Source organism: Streptomyces sp. NPDC006326, from assembly GCF_040612915.1.
Taxonomy (GTDB): Bacteria; Actinomycetota; Actinomycetes; order Streptomycetales; family Streptomycetaceae; genus Streptomyces.
This window is the reverse complement of the sequence record NZ_JBEXRC010000024.1, coordinates 93,640-117,626: the sequence shown is the minus strand read 5'-3', so window position 1 is coordinate 117,626 and position 23,987 is coordinate 93,640. Positions and strand designations below refer to the sequence as shown.

Annotated in this window: 21 protein-coding genes and 1 pseudogene; 7 read left to right on the top strand and 15 right to left on the bottom strand. The window is 73.4% G+C overall.

The features are described from left to right. The first annotated feature begins 151 nt into the window (after positions 1-151). A complete protein-coding gene (locus ABZ128_RS20165) occupies positions 152-520 on the top strand; it encodes a hypothetical protein (protein ID WP_356849948.1) in 369 nt (122 codons plus the stop codon). Between the two features lie 33 nt (positions 521-553). Here ABZ128_RS20165 and ABZ128_RS20160 read toward each other — a convergent pair whose 3' ends face one another. Both ABZ128_RS20160 and ABZ128_RS20155 read right to left on the bottom strand, forming a co-directional pair. Then, a complete protein-coding gene (locus ABZ128_RS20160; RefSeq protein WP_356849947.1) occupies positions 554-1,324 on the bottom strand; it encodes a hypothetical protein in 771 nt (256 codons plus the stop codon). 93 nt (positions 1,325-1,417) lie between these two features. Next, positions 1,418-1,678: pseudogene (locus ABZ128_RS20155) on the bottom strand (hypothetical protein); the annotation flags it as partial. Between the two features lie 17 nt (positions 1,679-1,695). Between ABZ128_RS20155 and ABZ128_RS20150 the strand changes: the two are divergent. After that, positions 1,696-1,836: a hypothetical protein gene (locus tag ABZ128_RS20150; protein WP_356849945.1), complete on the top strand. Its 141-nt coding sequence runs from the start codon at positions 1,696-1,698 to the stop codon at positions 1,834-1,836. Positions 1,837-1,906: 70 nt separating this feature from the next. Here ABZ128_RS20150 and fxsT read toward each other — a convergent pair whose 3' ends face one another. The 7 genes from fxsT to ABZ128_RS20115 all read right to left on the bottom strand — a co-directional run bounded on the left by fxsT (position 1,907) and on the right by ABZ128_RS20115 (position 14,127). Continuing rightward, positions 1,907-4,912 carry an FxSxx-COOH system tetratricopeptide repeat protein gene (fxsT, locus tag ABZ128_RS20145; RefSeq protein ID WP_356849944.1) on the bottom strand — a complete coding sequence of 1,002 codons (3,006 nt, stop codon included), beginning with the start codon at positions 4,910-4,912 and terminating at the stop codon, positions 1,907-1,909. Between the two features lie 63 nt (positions 4,913-4,975). Further along, positions 4,976-6,241, bottom strand: coding sequence for an HEXXH motif-containing putative peptide modification protein (locus tag ABZ128_RS20140; RefSeq protein ID WP_356849943.1), 1,266 nt, complete (start codon positions 6,239-6,241; stop codon positions 4,976-4,978). Continuing rightward, entirely contained in the window at positions 6,238-7,494 is a 1,257-nt protein-coding gene (locus ABZ128_RS20135; RefSeq protein WP_356849942.1) for an FxsB family cyclophane-forming radical SAM/SPASM peptide maturase, read from the bottom strand. Before ABZ128_RS20135 ends, ABZ128_RS20140 begins: the two co-directional genes overlap by 4 nt. A gap of 115 nt (positions 7,495-7,609) precedes the next feature. Beyond that, positions 7,610-7,804, bottom strand: coding sequence for an FxSxx-COOH cyclophane-containing RiPP peptide (fxsA, locus tag ABZ128_RS20130; RefSeq protein WP_356849940.1), 195 nt, complete (start codon positions 7,802-7,804; stop codon positions 7,610-7,612). Positions 7,805-7,889: 85 nt separating this feature from the next. Beyond that, positions 7,890-11,012, bottom strand: coding sequence for an SAV_2336 N-terminal domain-related protein (locus tag ABZ128_RS20125; RefSeq protein ID WP_356849938.1), 3,123 nt, complete (start codon positions 11,010-11,012; stop codon positions 7,890-7,892). A gap of 6 nt (positions 11,013-11,018) precedes the next feature. Then, the gene (locus tag ABZ128_RS20120; protein WP_356849936.1) at positions 11,019-12,029 is read right to left on the bottom strand and encodes a MoxR family ATPase; all 1,011 of its coding nucleotides are present in this window, start codon (positions 12,027-12,029) and stop codon (positions 11,019-11,021) included. A 19-nt stretch (positions 12,030-12,048) separates the two neighbouring features. Next, the gene (locus ABZ128_RS20115) at positions 12,049-14,127 is read right to left on the bottom strand and encodes a trypsin-like peptidase domain-containing protein (protein ID WP_356849934.1); all 2,079 of its coding nucleotides are present in this window, start codon (positions 14,125-14,127) and stop codon (positions 12,049-12,051) included. A gap of 132 nt (positions 14,128-14,259) precedes the next feature. On the opposite strand from ABZ128_RS20115, the gene ABZ128_RS20110 reads away from it, so the two are divergent. Then, positions 14,260-14,445, top strand: a complete 186-nt coding sequence (locus ABZ128_RS20110) for a DUF6104 family protein (protein ID WP_010061466.1) — start codon at positions 14,260-14,262, stop codon at positions 14,443-14,445. An 89-nt stretch (positions 14,446-14,534) separates the two neighbouring features. On the opposite strand, the gene sodN is transcribed toward ABZ128_RS20110, so the two are convergent. After that, positions 14,535-14,930, bottom strand: coding sequence for a superoxide dismutase, Ni (gene sodN / locus ABZ128_RS20105; protein WP_048475438.1), 396 nt, complete (start codon positions 14,928-14,930; stop codon positions 14,535-14,537). Between the two features lie 181 nt (positions 14,931-15,111). Here sodN and sodX point away from each other — a divergent pair, with 181 nt between their 5' ends. Further along, complete coding sequence (sodX, locus tag ABZ128_RS20100) at positions 15,112-15,531, top strand: nickel-type superoxide dismutase maturation protease (RefSeq protein ID WP_356849933.1); 420 nt, start codon at positions 15,112-15,114, stop codon at positions 15,529-15,531. On the opposite strand, the gene ABZ128_RS20095 is transcribed toward sodX, so the two are convergent. After that, complete coding sequence (locus ABZ128_RS20095; protein WP_356849931.1) at positions 15,435-16,064, bottom strand: CGNR zinc finger domain-containing protein; 630 nt, start codon at positions 16,062-16,064, stop codon at positions 15,435-15,437. The two genes, sodX and ABZ128_RS20095, sit on opposite strands and share 97 nt — an antisense overlap. Positions 16,065-16,144: 80 nt before the next feature. On the opposite strand from ABZ128_RS20095, the gene ABZ128_RS20090 reads away from it, so the two are divergent. Then, positions 16,145-16,900, top strand: a complete 756-nt coding sequence (locus ABZ128_RS20090; RefSeq protein ID WP_356849929.1) for a class I SAM-dependent methyltransferase — start codon at positions 16,145-16,147, stop codon at positions 16,898-16,900. Positions 16,901-17,068: 168 nt separating this feature from the next. Here ABZ128_RS20090 and ABZ128_RS20085 read toward each other — a convergent pair whose 3' ends face one another. The 3 genes from ABZ128_RS20085 to ABZ128_RS20075 are packed head-to-tail and all read right to left on the bottom strand — an operon-like array spanning position 17,069 to position 19,786. Next, positions 17,069-17,836, bottom strand: coding sequence for an amino acid ABC transporter ATP-binding protein (locus ABZ128_RS20085; RefSeq protein WP_356849927.1), 768 nt, complete (start codon positions 17,834-17,836; stop codon positions 17,069-17,071). Then, entirely contained in the window at positions 17,833-18,783 is a 951-nt protein-coding gene (locus ABZ128_RS20080; RefSeq protein WP_356849926.1) for an amino acid ABC transporter permease, read from the bottom strand. Before ABZ128_RS20080 ends, ABZ128_RS20085 begins: the two co-directional genes overlap by 4 nt. A 40-nt stretch (positions 18,784-18,823) precedes the next feature. Continuing rightward, positions 18,824-19,786: an ABC transporter substrate-binding protein gene (locus ABZ128_RS20075; RefSeq protein WP_356849925.1), complete on the bottom strand. Its 963-nt coding sequence runs from the start codon at positions 19,784-19,786 to the stop codon at positions 18,824-18,826. Between the two features lie 536 nt (positions 19,787-20,322). On the opposite strand from ABZ128_RS20075, the gene ABZ128_RS20070 reads away from it, so the two are divergent. Next, on the top strand, positions 20,323-21,513 hold the full coding sequence (locus ABZ128_RS20070; RefSeq protein WP_356849965.1) for an NADP-dependent malic enzyme: 1,191 nt from the start codon (positions 20,323-20,325) through the stop codon (positions 21,511-21,513). Between the two features lie 495 nt (positions 21,514-22,008). Then, on the top strand, positions 22,009-22,971 hold the full coding sequence (locus tag ABZ128_RS20065) for a zinc-binding dehydrogenase (protein ID WP_356849924.1): 963 nt from the start codon (positions 22,009-22,011) through the stop codon (positions 22,969-22,971). A gap of 85 nt (positions 22,972-23,056) precedes the next feature. Here the strand turns inward: ABZ128_RS20065 and ABZ128_RS20060 are convergent, their stop codons facing one another. Continuing rightward, positions 23,057-23,986, bottom strand: a complete 930-nt coding sequence (locus tag ABZ128_RS20060) for a helix-turn-helix transcriptional regulator (RefSeq protein ID WP_356849922.1) — start codon at positions 23,984-23,986, stop codon at positions 23,057-23,059. Between the last annotated feature and the right edge of the window lies 1 nt (position 23,987).

Here is a 23,987-nt window from a genome sequence, read left to right as displayed (position 1 = left end):
ATGAAGACGGGGACGGCGAAGTAGGCCGTGTTCACCTGGCCGGGCCTTCGGCTGTCGGGGCGCGATCTTGCCGGACTCCCGTTCCCTTCCCGGCATCCCGACTACGCTTGCCATGGTCACGGCCGAGATCGAACGAGGGGGGGGCACACCCATGCCGTACGAGACCGGCGCGAAGGTGAAGCTGACCAGAGACGTACAGCTCACCGCGGAGGGCACGGCGGCCAGGGCCGGCTTCCCCGGTCCGCTGTGCCTGGCCGAGGGATTGGCGGGCATCGTCATGGGCTCGACAGCGGAAGCCGGCGGCGGCCTGGCCCAGGAGGGGCTCGCGGAGTTCGAACGCAGCGTCGGCGGCGTCCAGTTCGACGGCTTCACGGCCGGCGTGATCGACAACCTCCGTCAGCAGATCATCCGGCAGGGAGGACTCTCCGCCGGGGCGGGCGCCCAGATCACGTACAGGGTGCGCTTCGAGAACGGCTTCGTTCTGGGCGGTCTCGAAGAAGGCTGCCTGACCCGGGCCTGAGCGCCCGCCACCGCCGTGCGGGGTGCGCTCCCCTCAGGCCGGGTAGGTGATCGAGCCCAGCGGCGGGCAGGGGGCGAGCGCGCTGCCGGCGCCGGGCCGCTCGACGAAAGCCCGGGCCTCGGCGGCCCGCTGGCGCTGGGAGTCCAGCCCGTCGGCGTGCCAGGCGTCGCGCCTGGCACGGTCGTAGTCCCACGAGTCGTCGATGAGACTGAGGCTGGTATTGCCGGAGCTGCGCTGGAACTCCGCTTTCAGGGCGGCCCGTTGGAGCGCGGTTTGCACCGCGGCGAGGTCGATGCGGGCGGTCAGGACGCCGGGGGTGTCCGGTTCCCGGGTCGGCATGGGGGCCTGCGGGAGCGGCGACACTCCGGTGTCGAGACGGCCGATGTTGTCGACAGCCGCGGTCTGGGCGTCCTGCAGCATGAGCTGCATCTCCCGGTGCAGCCAGAGGAACTCGTCGAGGTCGGCCTGGGTGATGCGCATCCGCTGGTACAGGGCCTGGAAACGGGGATCGCCGTGCAGCGGACGTATGGGGCCGCCGTGGAGCGCCACGCAGTCGTTGTATCCGGCCGCCACCGCGGCGTCGAAGTGGAAGATCGCCTGGTCCGCCTCTCCGCGCAGGACGGCCAGGACGCCGAGGTTCGCCTGCCCCGCGGCGACGAGCCAGGCACCGTCGGGCCCGAGCGCCGCGGCGCGCACGACGACGTCGTGCAAGCCTGCGGTGCCCCCTGTGCCGGGCCCATGGGTCATGACCTCCACCAGCAGTTCGTGGACACGGGCAGCCAGTGAGTTGACGGTGTCGACCATGGATCTCCTCGGGCCTCGGTGGTGAAGAGCACACAGGAAGCCGGATCCCCCAACCCCCGTCTACATGACGGGCGAACGGGTCAACCAGTTCCCGCCGGCCGCGATCCGCTCCGCCTCGGCGAGGTGGCCTTCGGCTCGGCCTCCGTCCTTCGAGCGGCCCGCCATTACCGCGGCGCCGAGGTGCAGCTGCCCGGTGACGACCTCGCGTTCCCGGGACGGGTCCGCCTGCGCCAGGGTGCGCAGTCCGAGAACCACCAGGCGCTTCCCGGGGCGGTACTCGCCGTCCCGGAGGTAGGTGAGCGCCCGCATGTAGCGGTACATGCCGCCGAACACCGCGTCGGAGCCCCGCTCGGCCGGATCAGGACGTCCAGGTGCAGCTTCGGCTGACCGACGCGGCCGCCGCGCTGCAGGCCGCCCAGGACGGTGACCCGGTCGGCTGCATCGCGTTCAGTGCCCGGGGCCGCGGGTGCGTGGCCCTGGGCTGGAGGCCGGACGTACCAGCCTGCGGGTGAACGCCGACCGGGTGTCGGTCCGCGAGGTCGTGGCCCGGCCGCGAAATTGACCGGCGGCCCGCCGTGCCTTCTACGGCTGTGGTTCGAAGTCCCAGTACGGGCGCATCTGCTGGCGGGCCGAGACGGTGTGGACGTGCTGGGGGCCCAGGGTGCGGGTCAGGGCGCGCAGGCCCGCGTCCTCGTGTTTCTGTGCCTCCACGTCCTCGCGGACCGACCGGAGGTCGGCGGCCAGGGCGATCTGGGCGCTCAGCGTCATCGGGTGGTCGGGGCCGAGGACCTGCTCGCAGCCGCGGAGGGTTTCGCGGCTCAGGGACACCGCGTCCTCGAAGTGGCCGGTGATGTTGCGGTGGCCGGTGGCGTTGAGGGCGCAGCCCAGGGTCCACGGGTGGCGTTCGCCCACCGCGCCCCGCATGCCCACCAGCGCCTGCTCCGCGAGGCTGAGGGCCTCCGCCCGTTCGCCCTGCGCGCGCAGCACCAGCCCGAGGTTGCCGACGGTGCCGATGCTGTACGGGTGGGCGAGGCCGAGCTGCGTCTGGTAACCGCGTACGACCTCCTCGGAGATCCGGCGGGCCTCGCCGATGTCCCCGTACTCCCGCAGGTAGGTGGCGTAGTCGGAGGCCACCATGAGCGTCCACGGGAACGTCGCCCCGAACACCCGCGTCGAGCGCTCCAGGACGCTGCGCAGCCGGGCCCCGGCGCCGGGGATGTCCCCGGAGCGGCGCAGGCACATCCCGAGGTTGTGCTCGGCGCGCAGGGTCTGCGGGTGGTTGGCGCCCAGCACCTGGGAGTTGAGCTTGAGGCCCTGTTCCTGGCGGGCGAGGGCCTCGCGGTAGCGGCCCATCAGCCGCAGGCCCATCGCGCAGCCGATCCCGGAGGACAGGGTGGCGATGTGCCGCACGCGCAGGACCCGTTCGCGCCGGCGCAGGGTGTCGAGGTCGGTGTCGTAGGCCTCCTGGTAGCGGCCGAGCAGCCGCAGGGCGACCGCGACGTTGTTCTCGGCGTTGAGGGTGGTGGAGTCGTCCTCGCCGAGCAGCTCGCGGTAGCGGGCGAAGGCGTGTTCCAGGAGTTCCCGGGCCTGGTCGAACTTGGCCGTGCTCAGCAGGACCCCGGCGTAGGTGCTGGTGGCGCGCAGGGTCTCCAGGTCGCGGTCGCCGCGTTCGGCGAGCATGCGGTCGGCGACCGCCTTGGCGAGCGTCTCGGCGCGTTTGAAGTGCCCGAGCATGCGCAGGGCGCCGCCGTAGTGGTAGCTGAGCTCGCGCACCTGGTCGTGGTCGTCGCCGAGCATCGTGCGCCAGACGGCGTCGGTCAGTTCGGCGAGCCGCAGGCAGGTGCGGTACTCCCCGGCGAGGATCAGGTAGCGCAGGCAGTGCAGCAGGAAGTTCTGGATGCGCGGATTGGTGCTGGTCAGGACGCCGGAGCTCTCCAGGTGGGGGATGAGTTCGGCGTACCTCGGCCAGAGCCGGGAGTCGGAGGGCCGGCCGGGGTCTGCGGCGGCGAGGACCTGGCGCACGGCGCGGGAGAGCGGTTCGGCCTCGTCCGCGGAGAGGTCCTCGCGGACGATGCCGTGGACCATGCGGTGCAGCTGTACGGTCTCCAGCCCGCCGCCCTCCTCCACGGACAGGTCGGAGTATTCGAGGCGGACCACCGAGAACTGGACGAGTTTGTTGAGGGCCGCGTTCCACCGGATCTGGTCGTTGATCAGCCCGGCGAGCTGTTCGGGCACGTCGGCGGCGGGGAACTCGCGCAGCAGCCGCAGGGGCACCGGTCCGGGCGCGAAGAACACGAACAGGCGCAGCAGGGCGAGGGCGTCGGGGAAGTTCTCCCGCACGTTGTTGAGGAGTATCGCCAGCGCGGTCGGGAAGGGCAGCGGGTAGTCGTCGGAGACGGTGACGGCTTCCCGCGAGTCCAGCCGGCTGCGAAGCAGGCGCAGGTAGTCGCCGACGGTCAGCGGGGAATCGGCGAGCCAGCCGGCGGTCTGGTCGAGGGCGAGGGGGTAGTCCTCCAGGGCCTCGGCGAGCTGGTCGGCCTCCTCGCCGGTGAGCCGGATGGCCCGGCGGCGGATGAAGGTGATCGACTCGGGTCGGGCGTAGAGCGGGACTTCGACGAGGCTGGTGTGCCGGGAGGCCCATTCGCGGTTGCGGGAGGTGATGATGACGTCGCCGGCGCCCTGGGGCAGCAGGTCGGTGAGGTCGTCGGGGTTGTCGCAGCCGTCGAAGACCACCAGCCAGCGGTGGTACGGGGAGCCGCGCCGCAGCGCCTCCAGGACGGCCCGGATCTGCTCGCCGTAGCTGCCCGAGCCGCGGGGCAGACCGAGGGCGGGGGCCAGATCGGCGAGCCGCTCGCGCAGGGTCGGCCGGTCCTCGGCGGGCACCCACCACACCACGTCGTACTCGGAGGCGAAGCGGTAGGCGTACTCGGTGGCGACCTGCGTCTTGCCCACCCCGGACAGGCCGAGCAGGGTCACGGTGGCCGCGCCGGGCGGTGCTTCGGTCAGGGCGGCCCGCAGCCGGCCGATGACGTCGTTGCGGCCGGTGAAGCGGGGGTTGCGGCGGGGTACCCGGCCCCAGATCTCGGGCGGGTCGTTGGGGAAGCGGGGGCCGCGGCGGCCGGTCTCGGCGCCGATCCGGTCGGTCGGCAGCTCCAGCCTGCGCAGCACGCGGTATTCGGCCTCGTACGCGTCCAGGCCCCACAGGTCGGTCTTCTCCAGTACGGCGACGGCGCTGGGCAGCGGGGCGTCAGTCAGGCAGACCGCCGCGAACCGGTCGGGGTGGTCGTCGGTGACGGTCCGCAGGGCCGTGTTCCACTCCTCGTCGGTGTGGGTGCCCGCGGAGAAGTAGCGTTCGCTGAGGATGAGCAGGACGCGGCTGCCGCTGCGGGCGAGGTCGTCGAGGGCCTGGGCGATGCCGGGGCTGTTCTGCGGGTCCCAGCGCTGGAGGGCGACGCGGTGGCCGTGTTCCTCCAGGCGGTGGGCGATCCACACGGCCCAGGGGCGGTTGAAGCCCGCGAAGCTGATGACGAAGCGCTGCGGCTGCGCGGCTCCGTCTCGGTCTCGGTCCTGCCGACTACCGGTGGTCATGCGGCCGTCTCCCTGGATCCGGGCAGTGGACGGGGTTGAAAAGGTACCGCAGCGGACGGTCCGTCAGCCCTGTGCGAACGGGGCGAGTTCGGGGTGTTCCTCGCACCAGGCGCGCCGTTCGCGCTCGACGGCCCGGCGGGCGGTGGCGTGCTGGTCGCCGGGGGGCGGCAGTTCGTCCATGGCCTGCTCGGCGGCGGTCATCGCGGCGGTGAACTGGCGTCCGGCCGCGGTCAGTCGGGGGTGGTCGTGCAGGACCGGGAGCACGGCGGCCACCTGGGCCCGGATCCGGGCGTGCTGGGCCCAGGCGCCGCGGGCCCCGTAGAGGGCGGCGCGCTGCCAGTATCCGGCCAGGGCCAGGTGGGCGTACGCGCCGTGCAGCAGTCCCTCCAGCGGGCGGGGGTCGCTGCGCCAGGGGGCCCAGTGCAGGGGTGTCCGGTCGGCGGTGTGCAGCGGCAGGATGTCGGCGAGGGCGGTCAGTTTGCCGTGCTGCACCTCGTGGACGAGGGTGGCGGCCAGCGCCGGCGGGGCCTGGGCGCGGGCGAGGACGGCCCCGGCGGCCGCGGGCAGGGTGGCGCCGCTGGAGCGGGAGCCGCCGCCGAGGGGCACGACGGAGCGCAGCAGCAGGCCGGCCTCCCCGGCGCGGGCGGTGTCGTAGCGCTGGAGCAGGGTGAGCGCGCCGGACCACTGGGTGTCCCAGCGCTTGTGGCCCTTGGGGGTGAGCCGGCGGGCGGGGCGGGCGCTGGCCGGGTGGGCGGGGCCGGTGGCCCGGTACGGGTCGAGGTCGTCGAGGGCGGTGCGCCCCCCGGGCAGGGTGTGCAGGGTGAGGGCCGCAGGGTCCTCGGGGTCCCAGGAGCGCTCGGTGAGGGCGAGCGGGCCCGGGCGGGCGGGCCGCAGCAGGCCGAGCGTGGGCAGGGCGAGGCGGCCGCCGGTGGGCCGCAGTGCGGTCTTGAAGGTGATGCCGGCGCGCAGGGCCGCGGCGACGGCGAGGGCCCCGAGGTGGCCGAGGTCGGGCGGCGGTCCGCCGGGGTCGTGCAGCCTGCGCAGGGTCTCCTCGGCCCACACGCCGGTGGCCGGGTAGTGCAGGACGTCGTGGACGGCGCCGGGGTCGTGCCGTTCGGCCTCCTCCAGCAGGGCCCAGTGGTCGGCTGCCTCCGCCGCCCGGCCGCCGGGAACGGCGTCGAGTACGGCGCGCAGCAGGAGGAGGCGCTTGGAGCGGCGGACGGCGCGGATCAGACGGGTGCCCTCGGCGGAGGGTTCGGTGGAGGCGAGGGCGCGCAGGGTGGCCGCGCTGACGGCGAATCCGGTCAGGGTGGCGGCCGTCCCGGTCATGAGGCGGCCGCCCGGGGGGCCGCGGGGACCGCGGCCCGGTGCAGGGCGGCGGCGATGTGCCGGATGAGGACCTGGAGGTCGGCGCAGTACACGGACGGCTGCCGGAAGCCTTCGCCGGCGCGGTAGCGGTGCGGGTAGTGGCCGCCGCCGCAGACCGCGACGAGCTCGCAGGAGCGGCAGCCGTCGGCCAGGGCGTCGAGGCCGAGCTGCCGGGCGGCGAGCCCGGGGTGGTCGAGGAACTGGTCGAAGCTGTGGTGGTGCACGTCCATCCCGGTGGCGGCGGCGCCCTCGTAGGCGGATTTCAGGGAGTCGGCCTGTTCCAGGCTGCCGTCGGTCTCGATGACGGCGGTGGCGGCCGGGGCGAGGCCGAGGGTCTCGGTGGCGGCGGGCAGGCCCAGCAGCAGGGCGATGATCTCCTCGAAGATCCGGATCCGGGTGCGCAGGACCCCGTCCTGCCACCACCGTTCGAAGACGGCGAGGAGCCAGTCGGCGTACGGGGTCCGGGGCGGCTGGTGTCCGGGCGGCGGGGTGCTCCAATTGGCGAGGGGCAGCAGCAGCCCGATGGCGGGCGGGGCGAAGGCGAGGAGGGACTCGTAGGTCTCCACCGGGTCCTGGTCGAGGTCGATGACGCACAGCACCCCGGCGTAGCCGGCGGGATGGCGGGCGAGCAGCCGCAGGCCGCGGGCGGCGGCGGGGAAGCCGGGCCGTCCGGCGTGGTCCACGCGCCGGGTGTTGTGCGCGGGCAGCCCGCCGTCCAGGCTGACGCCGACGCGGATCCCGGCGGCGGCGAGCGCCGCGAGCCGGCCGCGGGTGAGGAGGGTGCCGTTGGTCTGGACGGTGGCGGTGACGCGGGTGCGCGGGGAGGTCCGGCCGAGCGCGGCCCGTACGGCGTCGACGGGGACGGCGAGCCGGTCGGGTGCGGTGAGCAGCGGTTCGCCGCCGTGCAGCACGAGGTCGACGCGCGTCAGTGCGTGGGCGGCGGCGTGTTCGGCGATCCGCTCGGCGGTGCGGGCGACGGTGGCGGGGGCCATGGCGGCGGGCTGGCCGCGCCAGCCCTGGTCGGCCATCTCGTAGACGTAGCAGTAGGTGCAGGCGAGATTGCAGCGGCTGCGGGTCTTGAGCACGAACTGCCGTATGGGGTACGGCCGGTGGCCCTGGGCGCGGGCGGCGGCCACGTCGAGCAGGGTGTGGGGCCAGGGAGCGTGCGTGCGGTGGGCGGGCAGCGCGGCGCCGCCCGTACGGGTCTGCCTCATGGACTGCACCTCCCTCCCCCCGGCGGACGGTCCATCCCTGCCCGCGGACAGCCCGGGCTAACGGCGGAAAACGGACAACTCTGCGTGCGGTGCGTGGTGTCGGGAACGCGCTGTGTCACGAAACCCCGGAATCGAAGGCGTTGAGGATTTCGGCGGGATGGGTGACCCGCTCCACCATGCCCTCGATCACCCGGGCGAGCACGGGATGGTCGATGGAGCGCAGTGCGGCCAGATCGAAGCCGGACAGGTCCGGTAAGGGTCCGGAGCAGGCTGTTTCCGCCGTGACCGGTTCCTGCTGCCGCGTCACCATGGGCTGCCCGTCCCCCTGTCGAGTCTGCGCGTTCAATGGTCCACTGCCCTTTCCCACTGCCTCGGCCCTCCAAGCCCCGGGGACGTCACAACGCCGCCTCCAGCAGGCGTACGCGCACCTGCACCGCCTCCCGCCGGTCGGCTGCGGCCGGCCCGAGCCGCCCCAGGAGCTCCACCGCGGAGCGGTAGGCGTCCAGGGCCGCCCGTGGCCGCGCGAGCCGCTCCAGCACCTCCCCCCGCAGCTCCTGGACCCGGGCGGCCAGTTCCACGGCCACCTCCTCGCGCTCCTCCCGGTCGACGGCCAGCGCCTGGCGCCAGGCCCGCCGGTAGGAGTCGGCCGCCCGGTCGAGCCGGTCCAGTCCCCGGGTGTGGGAGTGGATCTCCTGCTGGACGTCACCGTGCTCCCGCCAAGCCCGCGCCTGCTCCAGCGGGTCGCGGCTCTGCCGGACGGCCAGTTCCAGCAGGTACTCCGCCTCCCTCAGGTCCACCAGGTCGCCCTCGTACGCGTGCCGCAGCCGCAGCCCCGCCGCGAGCCTCAGCAGCCGCTGCGCCGACCTGGGGTCGGACTGCGGCACCGCCGCCCGGCTGTCGCGCAGCACCCGTACGGCGGCCGAGGTGAAGCGCCGCCCGTCGGAGGCCCGCGCCCGGTCCAGCAGGACCTCGCCCCACTCGGGCAGCAGCTCCCCGTACGCCTCCGCGTCCCGGGGGATCAGCCTGCGGGCCCGGCCGTAGGCGTCGGCCGCGTCCTCCAGGGCCGCCGGGTCCGCGTCCCGGGCGTGGCGGGCGCGGTGCACCCGGGCCAGGCAGACCAGCCCGGCCAGGCGCAGTTCCGGGTCGGCGGGGGCCTCGGCGAGGGCCAGGCCCAGCTGTTCGGCGGCCTCCTCCAGCCGCCCGGGCAGATGGCGCAGGGCCGTCGCCAGCTCCACCCGGATCCGTGCGTCGGGCCCGGCGGCGAGCCCCGCGGCGAGGCGGTCGGCGGCCTGTTCGGCCAGGGCGGTGCGCTCCGCCGGGTCGGTGGTCCGGCTCAGCAGGGCCAGCAGCACCCGGCCCAGGGCCGCCTGCACCAGCGCTACGGGGGCCGGCCCGGCCAGGGCCTCCAGGGCGGCCCGCGCCTCGCGCAGCGCCCCGGTGTCCTCGCGCAGCTCCCCCAGCCGGACCAGGGTCTGGGCCCGCCGCACCACGCAGTCCAGCCGTAGCTGCGGGTCCAGGCCGGGGGCGGCGGCCGCCGCCGCGAACTCCCGTTCCGCCGCGGCCAGCAGCTCCGCGTCGGGCACGGTCTCCAGGGCCCGTTCATACAGCACCCGGCCGAGGACGGCCCGGGCCTGCGCGGTCGGGAGCCCGGTCACCGCCCGCTGGGCCTCGGTCAGCAGGTCGGGGTCCCGGCGGCGGGCCCACAGCCGCAGCAGTACGGCGGCGAGTTCGCACTCCGCCTCGCCCGGCGGGTCGTCGGCGGTGGCGGGGGCCGCGACCGCCCGGCGCAGTACGGCGGCGGCCTCGTACAGCCCGCGCCCGCCGGCGTCCGGGTCGGGTGCGGCGAGCCGTTCGCGGGCGGTGCGCACCGCCCAGGCCCGGCCGGGCGGTGCGTCGGGGACGGCCGCGGCGCGTTCCTCCTCGTCGGGGCCGGGCAGGTAGCGCCGTACGACTCTCGCGGAGACCTCGGCGAAGGCCTGCGGGAGACGCCCGGCGGAGACCCGTTCGTCCCCGCCCTCCTCGACGAGGGGCGCGCCGGTGAGCTGCGAGACGGCGAGGGCGGGGAAGTTGCGCACGCCGCGGCCGAAGTGCGCGAGGACGTATTCCGAGCAGTGCTTGAGGACGAGGGCGGCCTCGTCCCGCCCGAGCGGTCCGAGCAGCACGTCCTGGACGCCGGGCACGAACTCGTACCACTGCCCGGGTGAGCTGCCGCGCCGCAGCAGCCCGCTGAGCAGGACCTCGGCCAGGTCCGAGGGCTCCGAGTCGGGCAGCATCGTGCGCTGGACCAGGCGCATCACCGGCAGGGTCAGGGGCGCCGCCGACAGGTACACGGCGAGCTGCACGGCGCGCGGCGAGGCCGAGGAGCGGAAGCGGCGCACCAGTTCCTGCGGCGGCCGGGCGGCCCGCGGCGGCGGTACGGGGGCGGCGGGGTGGTCGGCGAGCACCCGGCCCACCTCGGCGGGTACGGGTCCGGTGCCGAGTCCTGCGACGAGGCGGGCCCAGGCGCCGAGGGCGGTCGCGCGGGGCGGCAGCACGGGCACGGTCAGCCCGCCGGTGGGCCGCCCGGGGCGGGCCGGCCGGTCGGGGCGGAACGTCAGCCGGCCCGAGCCGCCTTCGACGCGGGCGAGGGTGCCGCGCTCGGTCGGCAGCCAGCTCCTGTTCCACAGCCGCTGCGGCAGCGGCTGCACGACCACGCAGGGGGTGCACTCGGCCCACCGGTACAGCAGCCGCTGTGCCTCGCCCTCACGCCACAGGGGGCCGGCGCAGTCGGAGACGACCATGGTCAGTGCCCGGCCGGTGGGGTCGCGCAGCTGGTCCCCGGAGCGCAGCCGGGTGCCGGCGCCGGGCCCGCGTCCGAGGGCCGCCCGGCCGTCGGCGAGCCGGTGCAGGTAGTGCACCTGTACGTCCCGGAAGGCGCCGAGGCGCTCGCACACGGCCCGCAGTTCCTCGAACATCTCCTGCCAGACGGCCATCGACGGGGACGCGTCCATCACCAGCCGCACGGTCGCCTCGCGCCGGCTCTCCGGCCGCAGCACGGGGATGACCAGGCCGAGGGCCCGGGCGCTGGCCTCGGCCGTGGCGGGCTCGTCGAGCACCAGCCGGGTGGGCGGGCCGGGCGGCCGGTGCCGCTGGAGGGCGCGCAGGGCCCGCTGGATGTCGAGTATCCGGGGCAGGGCCGCGGCCCCCGGCACCCGTACGGGCACTCCTCCCCCGTCGGGCAGCAGGGCGGCCTCCTCCGCGACGGTCCCCCGGGCCCGGGACGCGTACAGCCGGACGGGGTCCTCGGGCTGTGCGCCGGGCCGTACGGGCTCCTGTCCGGGCGGCGGCGGGCCCTCGGTGCGCGGGCGCCTGACCCGGGCCTCCTCCCGCGGGGGGCCGTCGGCCGCGGGAGGGCCGATGTGCCCGGCCAGCCACAGGGCGTCGGCGAGTTCCTCGGCGGAGGGGTCGAGCCCCGCGGTGCGCAGCAGCGCGGCCAGGTCGCGCAGGGCCGGGGGGACCGGTGGCCGGTCGGGGGTCACGGCCGCTCACCTCGGACGGTCGAGGCGCTGGATGAGCAGGTCGGCGAGGTCCTCCCGGGTGGGCGGGGCGGCGTAGTGGGTGAGGTAGATGGCGTTCAGCAGCTGGTCGGCGGCGACGAGTTCGGACTGGGAGCGGCCGAGGAACTCGCGGATGAGGTCGGCGCCGAGCTGGGCGGCCTCCTCGCCGAGGTGGGCGCGGACCATGGTGGCGAGCCGTTTCTCGCCGGGCTGGCCGAGTTTGAGCTGGATGCAGCGGCGCAGCAGGGCGGCGGGGAAGTCCCGTTCGCCGTTGCTGGTCAGGATGATGAAGGGGAAGGCCCGGCAGCGCACCCGGCCGCCGCGGACGGTGACCTTCGTCCCGTCGTCGGTGAGCACCTGCACCTCGGGTTCGGTGTCGGCGACCCGTTCCAGTTCGGGCAGCGCGTACTCGCCTTCCTCCAGCACGTTCAGGAGGTCGTTGGGCAGGTCGATGTCGCTCTTGTCGAGCTCGTCGACGAGCAGGACGCGGGGCCGTTCGGTGGGCAGCAGGGCGGTGCCGAGCGGGCCGAGGCGGATGTACTTGCCGATGCCCGGGGCGCCGCCGGGTGCGCCGCCGCCGGCGGCGATCTGCACGTCCTGGAGGCGGGCGATGGCGTCGTACCGGTACAGCCCTTCCTGGAGGACCGTCCGGGACACCACGGGCCAGCGCAGCACCCGGCCGAGTTTCAGCTCGTGGGCGACGGCGTGCGCGAGGGTCGACTTCCCGGTGCCCGGGTACCCGGTGACCAGCAGGGGCCGGCGCAGGTACAGCGCGGCGTTGATGGCCTCCAGCTCCTCCGGTTCGGGGCGGTGCAGTTCGGCGGCCTGCCGGTGCGCGCCGAGGCGCCGGGTGACGTTCCCGTCGGCGGTCGCGGCCTGGTCGCCGGGCTCGACGACGGGTCCGCCGTCGAAGTCCCGCCAGGGCGGTGGATCGGGCAGTGCGTCGATCCCGTCGTGGGGTTCGCCCACCCCCCGGTATATGAGCCATTCCTCGTTCACTGCTGCTCCCTCCCTCCGGTCACAGGTCACCGTGCAGCGGCTCGTCCTCGGGCAGGGCGCGGGCCGGGTCCTCCCAGACCAGGGTCATCCCGTCGGCCCAGTAGGCGTCCGGGTCGGCCCCGTGGGCGCGTGCCCGCAACGCCTGGAGCCGCTCCGGCAGCCGGTCGCCGTGTCCCGCCTCGGTCAGCTCCTCGCGCAGCCCGCGGTGGAACGGCGCGCACGGCGCGGCCGGATCGGCCGGGGGCCGCCGCCCGACGGCGACCCCGTACCCGGCGTCGTGGACCGCCTGCAGGGAGCCGAGGGTGGGCTCCTGGTCGGCGGCCCGGCAGTGCACGGGCACGGTGTTGTCGGGCAGTGCGTCGAGCCAGGCCGGGTCGGGGATCCTGGGGCGGCCCCGCGCGCAGTCGGCCCGCTCGTCCAGCGGCGGGCCGGCCTGGACGCGCGCCCAGCGGTCGGCCCTGCGGTGGGCGGCCTCGCTGCCGGGCGGGGGTTCGCCGCTCCCGGCAGGGTGGCGCAGCACCACGGGCCGCTGTACGCCCAGCGGGGCGCGGCCCGTCACGGTCCAGGTGTCGACGGGCAGCCCGAACAGCTCGGGGGCGACGGCCACTTCGAGCACGGCGGCGGCGTCGTGGGTGTCGCAGCGGCGGAACGCCTCGGCGAGCGGGGCCCGCAGGGCCTCGGGCAGTCCGGCCGCGGTGACGCGTTCGCCCGAGTCGACGGGGGTGAGCCGCCCCGGGTGGGCGGGTCCGGCGAGCACCGAGACCCGCCAGTCGTACACGTTCTCCCAGCCGTGGGCCCAGGCCTCCAGCAGGACCGAGGGCCCCGGCCGCGGCTCCCCGGCCGGCCGGCCCTGGGCTGCCGGGGGCCGGCCGGCCCGGGCGCGGCGGCGCCGCTCCCGTTCGACCAGGCCCCGTTCGTGCCGCTCGGCGAGCTCGCGGCGCAGGGGCCTCCACAGCCGTTCGGCCGTGGCCCGGACCCAGTCCCACAGCTCCTCGTCGGCGCCGGGGGACGGCGGCTCGCGGTGGTCGGCCACGCTCACGTCGGTCGCGTACCGGAGCATCGCGGCGGCCTCCCCGGCCGCGCCGGGCGGGTCGAGCAGCATCCCGAGCCCGTCGCGCCAGCTCAGCGGAGCGGGCAGGACCGGGTCCGGCTCCTCCCCGCGGGCCGCCTCGACCAGGGCCCGTACGGCCTCGGAGGAGCGGGGCGGCGGGAGTTCGGCGAGCAGCCCGCACAGGGTGGTGCGCTCGGCGGGGGTGAGCCGCCGGCGCCCTTCGTACGGGTCGTCCTCGGCGGGCAGCTCGTCGTGGACGTCGGTCCAGGTGCGGCGGCTGCCCAGATCGCTCAGGTGCTGGTCGTAGTGGTACAGGTCGTGGGCCTGGATGACCCGGCGGTACAGCCCGATCTGGCCGGTGGCGGCGAGCGGCAGGGTCCGTAACTGGATCACCGAGACGGCGAGCCCGCCGCCCCCGCTGTGCCGCCGTGCCTTGACCACGCCGACGACCTCGCCGCGGGCCAGGTCGACCACGGGGCCGCCGGACATGCCCGGTTCGATCTCATCGTCGTCGCCGAGGCGCAGCGCGGCGCCGTTCGCGGCGGTGCCGCGCAGCCGGGTGGTGCGGCCGGTGATCTCGGGGGCGCCGAGGTCCTCGGTGCAGCCGAAGTACGCGACCTCGTCGAGGCGCGGCCGGGCCCGGTCGGTCAGCCGGACGCAGGCGTGCGAGATCGGCGCGAGGACGCGGACCAGCGCCAGGTCGGGCAGGTCCCACAGGGCGCGCCGGGCGGGCCGGCGCTCCTCCAGCCGCTCGGGCAGGACGCACTCGACGCGGCCGGTGACGGTTCCGGTGGCGCCGCCGCCGGAGGAGAAGGTGATGCCGAGCTCACGTCCCACCAGACGCACCGCAGCACCCCCTTCGCCGACGACGTGCGCGCACGTCAGGACCCAGCCGGGGGCGATGAAGAAGCCGCTCCCCCAGGTGGGGCCGGTCCCAGAAGGTGCATACCCGCCCGGCGCCGCATGGACGCGTACGGTCGCCGCCTGGACGAGGGGTTCGAGGAGCTCGTAGGCGCGCGCGGTGCCGGTCGTGCGCCCGTCCTGCATCCCCTGCCCCCTCAGGTGTGTGGCAGTCAAGGCTAGCGCCGGGGGCGGGGAGGGGGGAGGTCTCGCCGGTTATGCGGATTATCCTGGCGGGAAACACCCCCTGCACACCTTCATCACGGCACGGAGCCCGACTTGTACTTCACCGATCGCGGCATCGAGGAGCTGGAGAAGCGGCGCGGCGAGGAGGAGGTCACCTTCGAGTGGCTCGCCGAGCAGCTGCGCACCTTCGTCGACCTGAACCCGGACTTCGAGGTTCCGGTGGAACGCCTGGCCACGTGGCTGGCCCGGCTGGACGACGAGGACGACGAGGACGAGTGAGACCAGCCGTTTCCCAGGGGGACGGCTGACGACGAAGGGGCCCGACCGCCACGGCGGTGGGCCCCTTCGTCGTGGGGAGCAGGCCAGGATCAGGCGGCCTTGGTCTCCCAGAAGATGCGGTCGATCTCGGCGATGAGGTCGAGGGCCTTCTGGCCGGTCGCCGGGTCGTTGGACGCCTTGGCGGCCGAGAGGGCCTTCAGGGTGTCGTTGACCAGGGTGTGCAGCTGCGGGTACTTCTCGAAGTGCGGCGGCTTGAAGTAGTCGCTCCAGAGCACCGAGACGTGGTGCTTCGCCAGCTCGGCGCGCTGCTCCTTGATGGTGATGGCGCGGGCGCGGAAGTCGGCGTCCTCGTTGGCCTGGTACTTCTCCTGGACGGCCTTGACGGACTCGGCCTCGATGCGGGCCTGGGCAGGGTCGTACACGCCGCACGGAAGATCGCAGTGGGCGGAGACCTTCGCCTTGGGGGCGAAGAGGCGGGAAAGCATGGAGTGTCCTCCTCGTGATCGTCTTCTCAAGGGGGAGATTACTCGCTGGGGAACCGGATTTCGCGGGCGCCCCCAGGGGCTTAGGACAAAAGTCCAGGGGCCCGGCGGAACCGGTGAGCGAACGTACGGGAGCGTGCGGCAGCATGCACACGACAGGCCGGGGCTGGTGAGGAGGTCACGCATGGCGGAGAACGGGCGGGCGCGGGTGCGGTTCGAGGTGCTGGAGGTGGCTGGGCCGTCGATGGTGCCGACGCTGCTGCACGGGGACCGGCTGGTGGTCCGGTACGGGGCGCCGGTCCGCCCGGGTGACGTGGTGGTGCTGCGCCACCCCTTCCAGCAGGACCTGCTGGTGGTCAAGCGGGCGGTGGAGCGGCGGCCGGGCGGCTGGTGGGTGCTCGGGGACAACCCGTACAACGAGACCGGCGACAGCACCGACTACGGGACGGTGCCCGAGGAGCTGGTGCTCGCGACGGCCGTGCTGCGCTTCAGGCCGCGCCCGGCCGGTCAGAGCTCGCTGAGGGCGCGGCTGTCCTGGGCCGCCTCGGCGCTGCGCCCGCTGTGGGCGGACGCCTCGGCCTCCAGCCGCTTGCGGGCGCGGTAGGCGGCGACGTTGGCGCGGGTGGCGCAGCGGTCGGAGCAGTAGCGCCGGGAGCGGTTGGTGGAGGTGTCGAGGTAGGCGTTGCGGCAGGGCGCCGCCTGGCACAGTCCGAGCCGGTCGGGGCCGTGTTCGGTGAGGTGGAAGGCCAGCCCGAAGGACGCGATGGCCGCGTAGCCGGCGGAGGCGTTCGAGGGGTGGTCGGCGAGGTGGATGTGCCAGTTGGGGCGGCCGTCCTCCCCGACGTGGTCGTGGCCGGAGACCTGGGGGCTGACCGGGAACTCCATCAGCAGGGAGTTCAGCAGGTCGACCGCGAGGACCTCGTCCCCGCCGTCGGCGGCCTCGAAGACGGCGCGCAGGCGGCCGCGGACGTTGCGGAAGCGGGTCACGTCGGCGTCGGTGACCCGGCGGGCGGCCTGGATGCCGGCGCCGAAGAGCGAGCGGACGGCGTCCACCGAGGTGAGCGCGTCCTTGTTGCGGGCCGGCTCCTCGGTGTTGACCAGGCGCACGGCGTAGTCCGAGTAATGGGCCAGTTCCACTTGTAGTCCTTACGGCTGCGGATTAGGGTCTCGGTAACGGCTGAGACACTTTCGAGGGTATTACGGCGGAGGGGTTCGCGATGGCAGAAACCACGACCGACTGGCAGGCCTGGCAGGACAGCTGGGACCGGCAGCAGGAGTGGTACATGCCCGACCGCGAGGAGCGGTTCCGGGTGATGCTGGACATGGTCGAGGCGCTGGTCGGGCCCACCCCCCGGGTGCTGGATCTGGCGTGCGGTACGGGAAGTATCACGGACCGCGTCCTCAAGCGGTTCCCGGAGGCCACCAGCACGGGCGTCGACCTCGACCCGGCGCTGCTGACCATCGCCCGCGGCCACTTCGCGGGGGACGACCGGGTCACCCTCGTCACCGCCGACCTCAAGGACCCCGCCTGGGTGTCGGCGCTCCCGCACCGCTCGTACGACGCGGTCCTGACCGCCACCGCCCTGCACTGGCTGCACAGCCCGGAGCTCACCGTGCTGTACAGCCAGATCGCGCCACTGGTGCGGGAGGGCGGGGTCTTCATGAACGCCGACCACATGCCCGATCCGGCGACCCCGCGGATCAACGCCGCCGAGCGCGCCCGGCGGCACGCCGCCATGAACCGGGCCCGCGCGGCCGGAGCGCTGGACTGGGCGGACTGGTGGGCGCTGGCCGCGGCCGATCCGGTGCTCGCGGAGCCGACCCGGCGCCGCTACGAGATCTACGGGGAGCACGCCGACGGAGACACCCCCGACGAGGCCTGGCACGCCCGCACCCTGCGCGAGGCGGGCTTCGCGGAGGCCCGGACGGTGTGGCGCTCCCCCTCGGACGCCCTGGTCCTAGGTCTCAAGTAGGGACTTGGAGGAAAGTGAGAATCTGAGGCGATCCAGGCCCGCCGAAGGCGTGCAGGAGGTGCGGTAAGGCGCGGTTGCACGCGGGAGGGGCGGTACGGGACATCCGTCCCGTACCGCCCCTCGTCACCGCGTCTCAGCGCGTTGCGGTGTGCTGGTGCACGGCCGCCGCTACAGCACCTTCGACAGGAACGCCTTCGTCCGGTCGTGCTGCGGGTTGCCGAGGACCTCGCGCGGGTGGCCGGATTCGACCACGACGCCGCCGTCCATGAAGACGAGGTTGTCGCCGACCTCGCGGGCGAAGCCCATCTCGTGGGTCACCACGATCATGGTCATGCCCGACTCGGCCAGGTCCCGCATGACGTCGAGGACGTCGCCGACGAGCTCCGGGTCGAGCGCCGAGGTGGGCTCGTCGAAGAGCATCAGCTTGGGCTCCATGGCGAGCGCGCGGGCGATGGCCACCCGCTGCTGCTGGCCGCCGGAGAGCTGCGAGGGGTAGTTCCCGCCCTTGTCGCCGAGGCCGACGCGGTCGAGCAGCTTGACGGCGCGCGCCCGCGCCACCGCCTTGCTCTCGCCCTTGACCTGGACGGGGGCCTCCATGACGTTCTCTATGGCCGTCATGTGCGGGAACAGGTTGAAGCGCTGGAAGACCATGCCGATCTCGCGGCGCTGGGCCGCGACCTCGCTGTCCTTCAGCTCGTAGAGCTTGTCGCCCTTCTGCTTGTACCCGACCAGCTGGCCGTCCACCGAGAGCCGTCCGGAGTTGATGCGCTCCAGGTGGTTGATGCACCGCAGGAAGGTGGACTTGCCGGAGCCGGACGGGCCGACCAGGCAGAACACCTCCCGGGGGGCGACTTCGAGGTCGATGCCCCGGAGGATGTGGGCGGCGCCGTACGACTTGTGGACGCCTTCTGCCTTGACCATCGGCTGGGCGGTCATCGCGCGACCTCCGTACGGCGGAACATGTTCAGGTTGGCACGCAGGCGCTGGAACGGCGTCGGCGGCAGGTTCCGCGTGGAACCACGGGCGAAGCGGCGCTCCAGGTAGTACTGGCCGACGCTGAACACACTGGTCAGGGCCAGGTACCAGACGGAGGCCACGAACAGCATCTCCATGATGGCACCGGCCGTGTTGCCGATGTTCGAGGAGGCCCGCAGGAGTTCGGTGTACTGCACCGCCGAGACCAGGGACGAGGTCTTCAGCATGTTGATGAACTCGTTGCCGGTCGGCGGGATGATCACGCGCATCGCCTGCGGCAGCACCACCCGGGCCATGGTCTTCGTCTGCGGCATGCCGAGGGCGTGGGCCGCCTCGGTCTGGCCCTCGTCGACGGACTGGATGCCGGCCCGGACGATCTCCGCCATGTACGCGCCCTCGTTCAGGCCGAGGCCCAGCAGGGCCACCATGAACGGGGTCATGACGTCGACGGTCTCGTTCTTGTAGATCGGACCGAGGTTGATGTACTGGAAGATCAGCGACAGGTTGAACCACACCAGCAGCTGGACGTACACCGGGGTGCCGCGGAAGAACCAGATGTAGAGCCAGGCGACGGAGTTCGTCACCGGGTTCTTGGAGAGGCGCATCACCGCGAAGAGGATGCCGAGCACGAGGCCCAGCGCCATCGCGGAAACGCTGATGATCACGGTGTTGCCGAGACCGCTCATGATCGCGGGGTCGAACAGCTTGTCGCCGACCGTCGCCCAGATCACGTTGCCCTGGGAGAAGGCGTAGACGAGCCAGCCGAGCAGCGCGACCACGACCACGCCGCTGATCCAGCGACCGTAGTGCCGGACCGGGATTGCCTTGATGGCCTCGTACGGGGTGCCCGAGGCGCCGGGTCCGGCCGGCGGGGTTGCGGCCGGACCCTTGTCGATCTTGTCAGTCACAATGACTGCCCTTCAGTGGAACTCGATGGTGCGTGGGGGATCACTGGCCGGCGTTGACCGTGGCTTCCTTCACGGCACTGTCCTGGACGTTCCACTTCTCCAGCGCCTTGGCGTAGGAGCCGTCCTTGATGATGGCGTCGAGCGCCTGCTTCAGGGCGTCGCGGAGCTGGGTGTTGTCCTTGCTCACGCCGATGCCGAAGAGGCCGACGTCGCTCTGCTGGCCGGCGATCTCGAAGTCGTTGCCGCCGCCCGAGGTCTTCACCGTGTAGGCGGCGACCGGGTAGTCGTTCAGGTCGGCGACGGCGCCGCCGGCCTTGACGCGGGTCTGCGCCTCGGCGTCGGTGTCGAAGGCCTGGATCGTGAGCTTCTTGTCGCCGCACTTCTCGGCCTGGGCCTTGAAGGTGTCCTCGTAGATCGTGCCGCGCTGGACGGCGACGGTCTTGCCGCAGAGGTCGTCCATGGACTTGATGCCCTCGGGGTTCCCCTTCTTCACGAGGAGGGAGAGGCCGGAGGAGAAGTAGTCGACGAAGTCGACGCCCTTGCCGATCTTCTGGCCCTTGTCGTCGAGGCCTTCCTGGCGCTTCTTGTTGTCGGTGATCGACGACATGATCGCGTCCTGGCGGCCCGAGTAGATCGAGGTGATCAGGCCGTCGAAGGTGCCCGCGGTGAACTGGAACTTCACACCGAGCTGCTTGCCGAGGGCCTCGGCGATGTCGGGGTCGACACCGACGATCTTGCCGTTCTCGACGAATTCCATCGGGGCGTACGCGGAGTCCGTACCCACCTTGATGACACCGGCGTCCTGGATCTTCTTCGGCAGTGCCGAGAAGAGCGGGGCGGAGGTGTCCTTGGAGGCCGCACCCGCCGTCGGGGTGGACGTGGAGCCCTTGTCCGTCTGGTCACCACAGCCGGTGAGGATCAGGGCGCCGGCGACCGCGATCGCGCCGACCGCGGCGATCCGGGACCGGGCGGCGGTCGTACGACGAGTGGTGCTAGCGGTCATGAGCTGGTTCCTCCGGGTGGCTGGGGAAAGCATCCGAGAGCGGTCGGGCACGCACCTTCGAGTGTCGCGACCTCGTGTGATTACGGCATCTTGCCATTCGGACTGACGCATTCAGGCAGTTCGTCAGGTCAAAATCGGATAACGGGTGGGCGGGGGTACCCAACAGCCCTGCGGACAGCGGGCCCGATGACCGCAGGAACCCGCGTGACCAGGCCCTTTTGACGGACTATTTGCGGTCCGTCTCGCCTGTTGGACAGAGCTGTTTGGACCTTTCGCCGAAAACGGGACAAGGGGCTTACAGTCGAGCAGGAATCGACTCGTCTGGGTGAGCGTTCATCCGGTACAACGGATCCTTACACCCCTCATCCGGGGCTCAGGGCGCGCGTGCGGCGCGCCCGCGCGTACGAACCTCCCCTTCGCGGAGACGGGCCAACCGTCGATGCGGAGTACGGACGCGGTGCCCGCCCACCCCTTAACCAGGAGTGGCCACCCTCAACGATTCAAAGACCTAAGGGGCCAAGAAAGTGGCAGCGGAGATCGTCAATCCTCGCAGCGACAGCGCGACGGACAACAACCCGGACGCGGTGTTCGCGCTGCACAGGGGCGGCAAGATGGCCATCGAGGCCACGGTGCCGGTCCAGAACAAGGATGACCTGTCCCTCGCGTACACGCCCGGTGTGGCGAAGGTCTGCAGCGCCATTGCGGAGCAGCCCGAACTGGTCAACGAGTACACCTGGAAGTCCAACGTGGTCGCCGTCGTCACCGACGGTACGGCCGTGCTCGGACTCGGTGACATCGGACCCGAGGCCTCCCTCCCCGTGATGGAGGGCAAGGCCATCCTCTTCAAGCAGTTCGGCGGCGTGGACGCGGTTCCGATCGCGCTCGCCACCAAGGACACGGACGAGATCATCGAGACCGTCGTCCGTCTCGCGCCGTCCTTCGGCGGGGTGAACCTGGAGGACATCTCCGCGCCCCGCTGCTTCGAGATCGAGCGCCGGCTGCAGGAGCAGCTGGACATCCCGATCTTCCACGACGACCAGCACGGCACCGCCATCGTGACGCTGGCCGCCCTGCGCAACGCCGCGAAGCTGACCGGGCGCACGCTCGGCGACCTGCGCGCCGTGATCTCGGGTGCCGGCGCGGCGGGCATCGCCATCGCCAAGATCCTCGTGGACGCGGGCATCGGCGACGTCTGTGTCACCGACCGCAAGGGCGTCGTCTCGGCCGACCGCGAGGACCTGACGGACGTCAAGGCCGAGATCGCGGGCCTGACGAACAAGACCGGCCTCACCGGCTCCCTGGAGAGCGCGCTGGCCGGCGCCGACGTCTTCATCGGTGTCTCCGGCGGCACGGTGCCGGAGGAGGCGGTGGCCTCGATGGCGCAGAACGCCTTCGTCTTCGCCATGGCCAACCCGAACCCGGAGGTCCACCCCGACGTCGCGCACAAGTACGCGGCGGTCGTGGCCACGGGCCGTTCGGACTTCCCGAACCAGATCAACAACGTGCTCGCCTTCCCCGGCATCTTCGCCGGTGCCCTGAAGGTCCGCGCCAGCCGGATCACCGAGGGCATGAAGATCGCCGCCGCCGACGCCATCGCCGGTGTCGTGGGTGACGAGCTCGCCGCCGACTACGTGATCCCGTCGCCCTTCGACGAGCGCGTGGCCGAGGCCGTCGCGACCGCGGTGGCCGCGGCGGCGAAGGCCGACGGCGTGGCCCGCCTCGTCTGACCCGCAGCGCACGCACCAGAAGGCCCGGCCGGATACTCCGGCCGGGCCTCTGCCTTTTGCATCGCAGCCGGCGCACCCTCCTGGCCCCCGAACCGGGAGGGGTCGCCGCGCCGCGGACTTTCCTTGCAGGGCACGTCGAAGGAATCACGGGTGCACGGAAGGAGCGCGCGGTCCAGATGACAGGCTCATGATCAGCCGCCCGCGCGGCTTGAATATTACCGTCCCCCGAGCCCTGATCCGCGCATTCCGCTTCCCTGCGGCGACAGCACAAGACTGCACGTACGGACGGTAGTTGGGAGGGCAACGGACAGTTCCGTTCAGGCTTTCGGAGGCCCACTCTGGACGCCAGTTCACCCCTGTCCGGTTCCCGCCCCGGTGGTTCTGCCCGTACGCGGCCCTCCCCGGGCTCCCGCCGGGCGCGTGCGACGAACGCCTCACCGGCAGCACCCCGACGGGCCTGGCCCCGGCCCCTACCGGGCGGTAGCGTCTGGCGGCATGTTCGCTGCCTACGCCGCCCGAATCGACCGTGACCAGCCGCTGAGCGGCCTTGAGCTGGGCGAGCGCCCGGCCCCCGAGGCGCGCCCCGGCTGGGTGACCGTGAACGTCAAGGCCGCCTCGCTCAACCACCACGACCTGTGGTCGCTGCGCGGGGTGGGCCTCGGCGAGGACAAACTCCCCATGATCCTCGGCTGCGACGCCGCAGGCGTCGACCAGGACGGCAACGAGGTCGTCCTGCACTCCGTGATCGGCCAGAGCGGCCACGGGGTCGGCCCGGACGAGCCGCGCTCCATCCTGACCGAGCGCTACCAGGGCACCTTCGCCGAGCAGGTCACCGTCCCCGCCTGGAACGTCCTGCGCAAGCCCGCCGAGCTGTCCTTCGAGGAGGCCGCCTGCCTGCCGACGGCCTGGCTGACGGCCTACCGGATGCTCTTCACGAACGCGGGCGTGCGCCCCGGCGACTCGGTGCTCGTCCAGGGCGCGGGCGGCGGCGTCGCCACCGCCGCGATCGCCCTCGGCAAGGCGGCGGGCCTGCGGGTCTTCGCCACCAGCCGGGACGAGGCCAAGCGCAAGCGGGCCGTGGAGCTGGGCGCCGTGGAGGCGTACGAGCCGGGCGCGCGGCTGCCGCAGCGGGTGGACGCGGTGATCGAGACGGTCGGCGCGGCCACCTGGTCGCATTCCGTCAAGTCCCTGCGGCCCGGCGGCACCCTGGTCATCTCGGGCGCGACCAGCGGGGACCGCCCGGCGCACGCGGAGCTGACCCGGATCTTCTTCCTGGAACTGAAGGTCGTCGGCTCCACGATGGGGTCCAAGGACGAGCTGGAGGACCTGCTGGCCTTCTGCGCCGCGACCGGGCTGCGGCCGGTGATCGACGAGGTGCTCCCGCTCGACCGGGCCCGGGAGGGCTTCGAGAAGCTGGCGGCCGGGGACCTCTTCGGCAAGATCGTCCTGAAGCCCTGACCCGCCGGGGCCCGCGCGCCCGTGCGGGGACGCGGGCCCCCGTGCGGGCGCGTGCGGCCCTCGTGCGGGCCGTCCGGGACCGGCCTCAGCGGGCGCAGGTCAGGGTGCCCCGGAGGTGGGCTGCCGCCGCCGCCAGGTGGGCGCGCGCCTGCGCCAGCTGGGCGGCGGTGATGCCGTGGTCGCGGGCCGCATCGCGCACGTCGTCGCGGAAGCGGTCCAGCAGCCGGTCCAGGTCACGTGCGGCGTCACCACTCGGGACGAGGTCCTCGGCCCAGCCGGCGCCCGCCTCGGCTCCGGCCTCGGCCCGGGCTCCGGCCTTCGCCTCGGTCTCCGCCCCGGCGGGCCGGGCCGCGGGGGCCGCCGGGGTGGTGCCGGCCAGCCAGCTGCCGGCCAGGTTGCCCAGGACCCCGCCCGACGTGGCGAACTGCTCCTGGAGCTGCCCCGCGATCCGGATGATCTCCTCGCGGGCCCGCTCCTGCGCCTCCTTGGCCTGGCGGCGGGCCTGCTGGGCCTCCTCGCGGGCCCGGCGGCTCTCGTCCTTCGCCCGGCGCGCCTGTTCCTTCCACTCCTGCTTGGCCCGGCGCAGCTCCTCCTTGGCCGCCGCCCAGGACGCGTCCTCGACCGGGGTCGCGGTCGCGTCGGCGGCGGCCCGGATCTCGCGCCGCAGGGCCCCCGCGGCGCCGCGTACGTCGTCGCGGATCTCGGCGGCCAGCTCCGAGACGGAGTCGCGGATCTCCAGTTCCAGGGCGGCCAGCTCCCCGCCCCGGTCGGCCAGTTCGGCGCGGCCGGCGTCGGTGATGGAGTACACCTTGCGGCCGCCTTCGGTGGCGTGCGTGACCAGCCCCTCGGCCTCCAGCTTGGCCAGCCGCGGGTAGACGGTGCCCGCCGAGGGCGCGTACAGGCCCTGGAAGCGCTCCTCCAGCAGGCGGATGACCTCGTACCCGTGCCGCGGGGCCTCGTCCAGCAGCTTGAGCAGGTACAGGCGCAGGCGTCCGTGGGCGAAGACGGGCGGCATG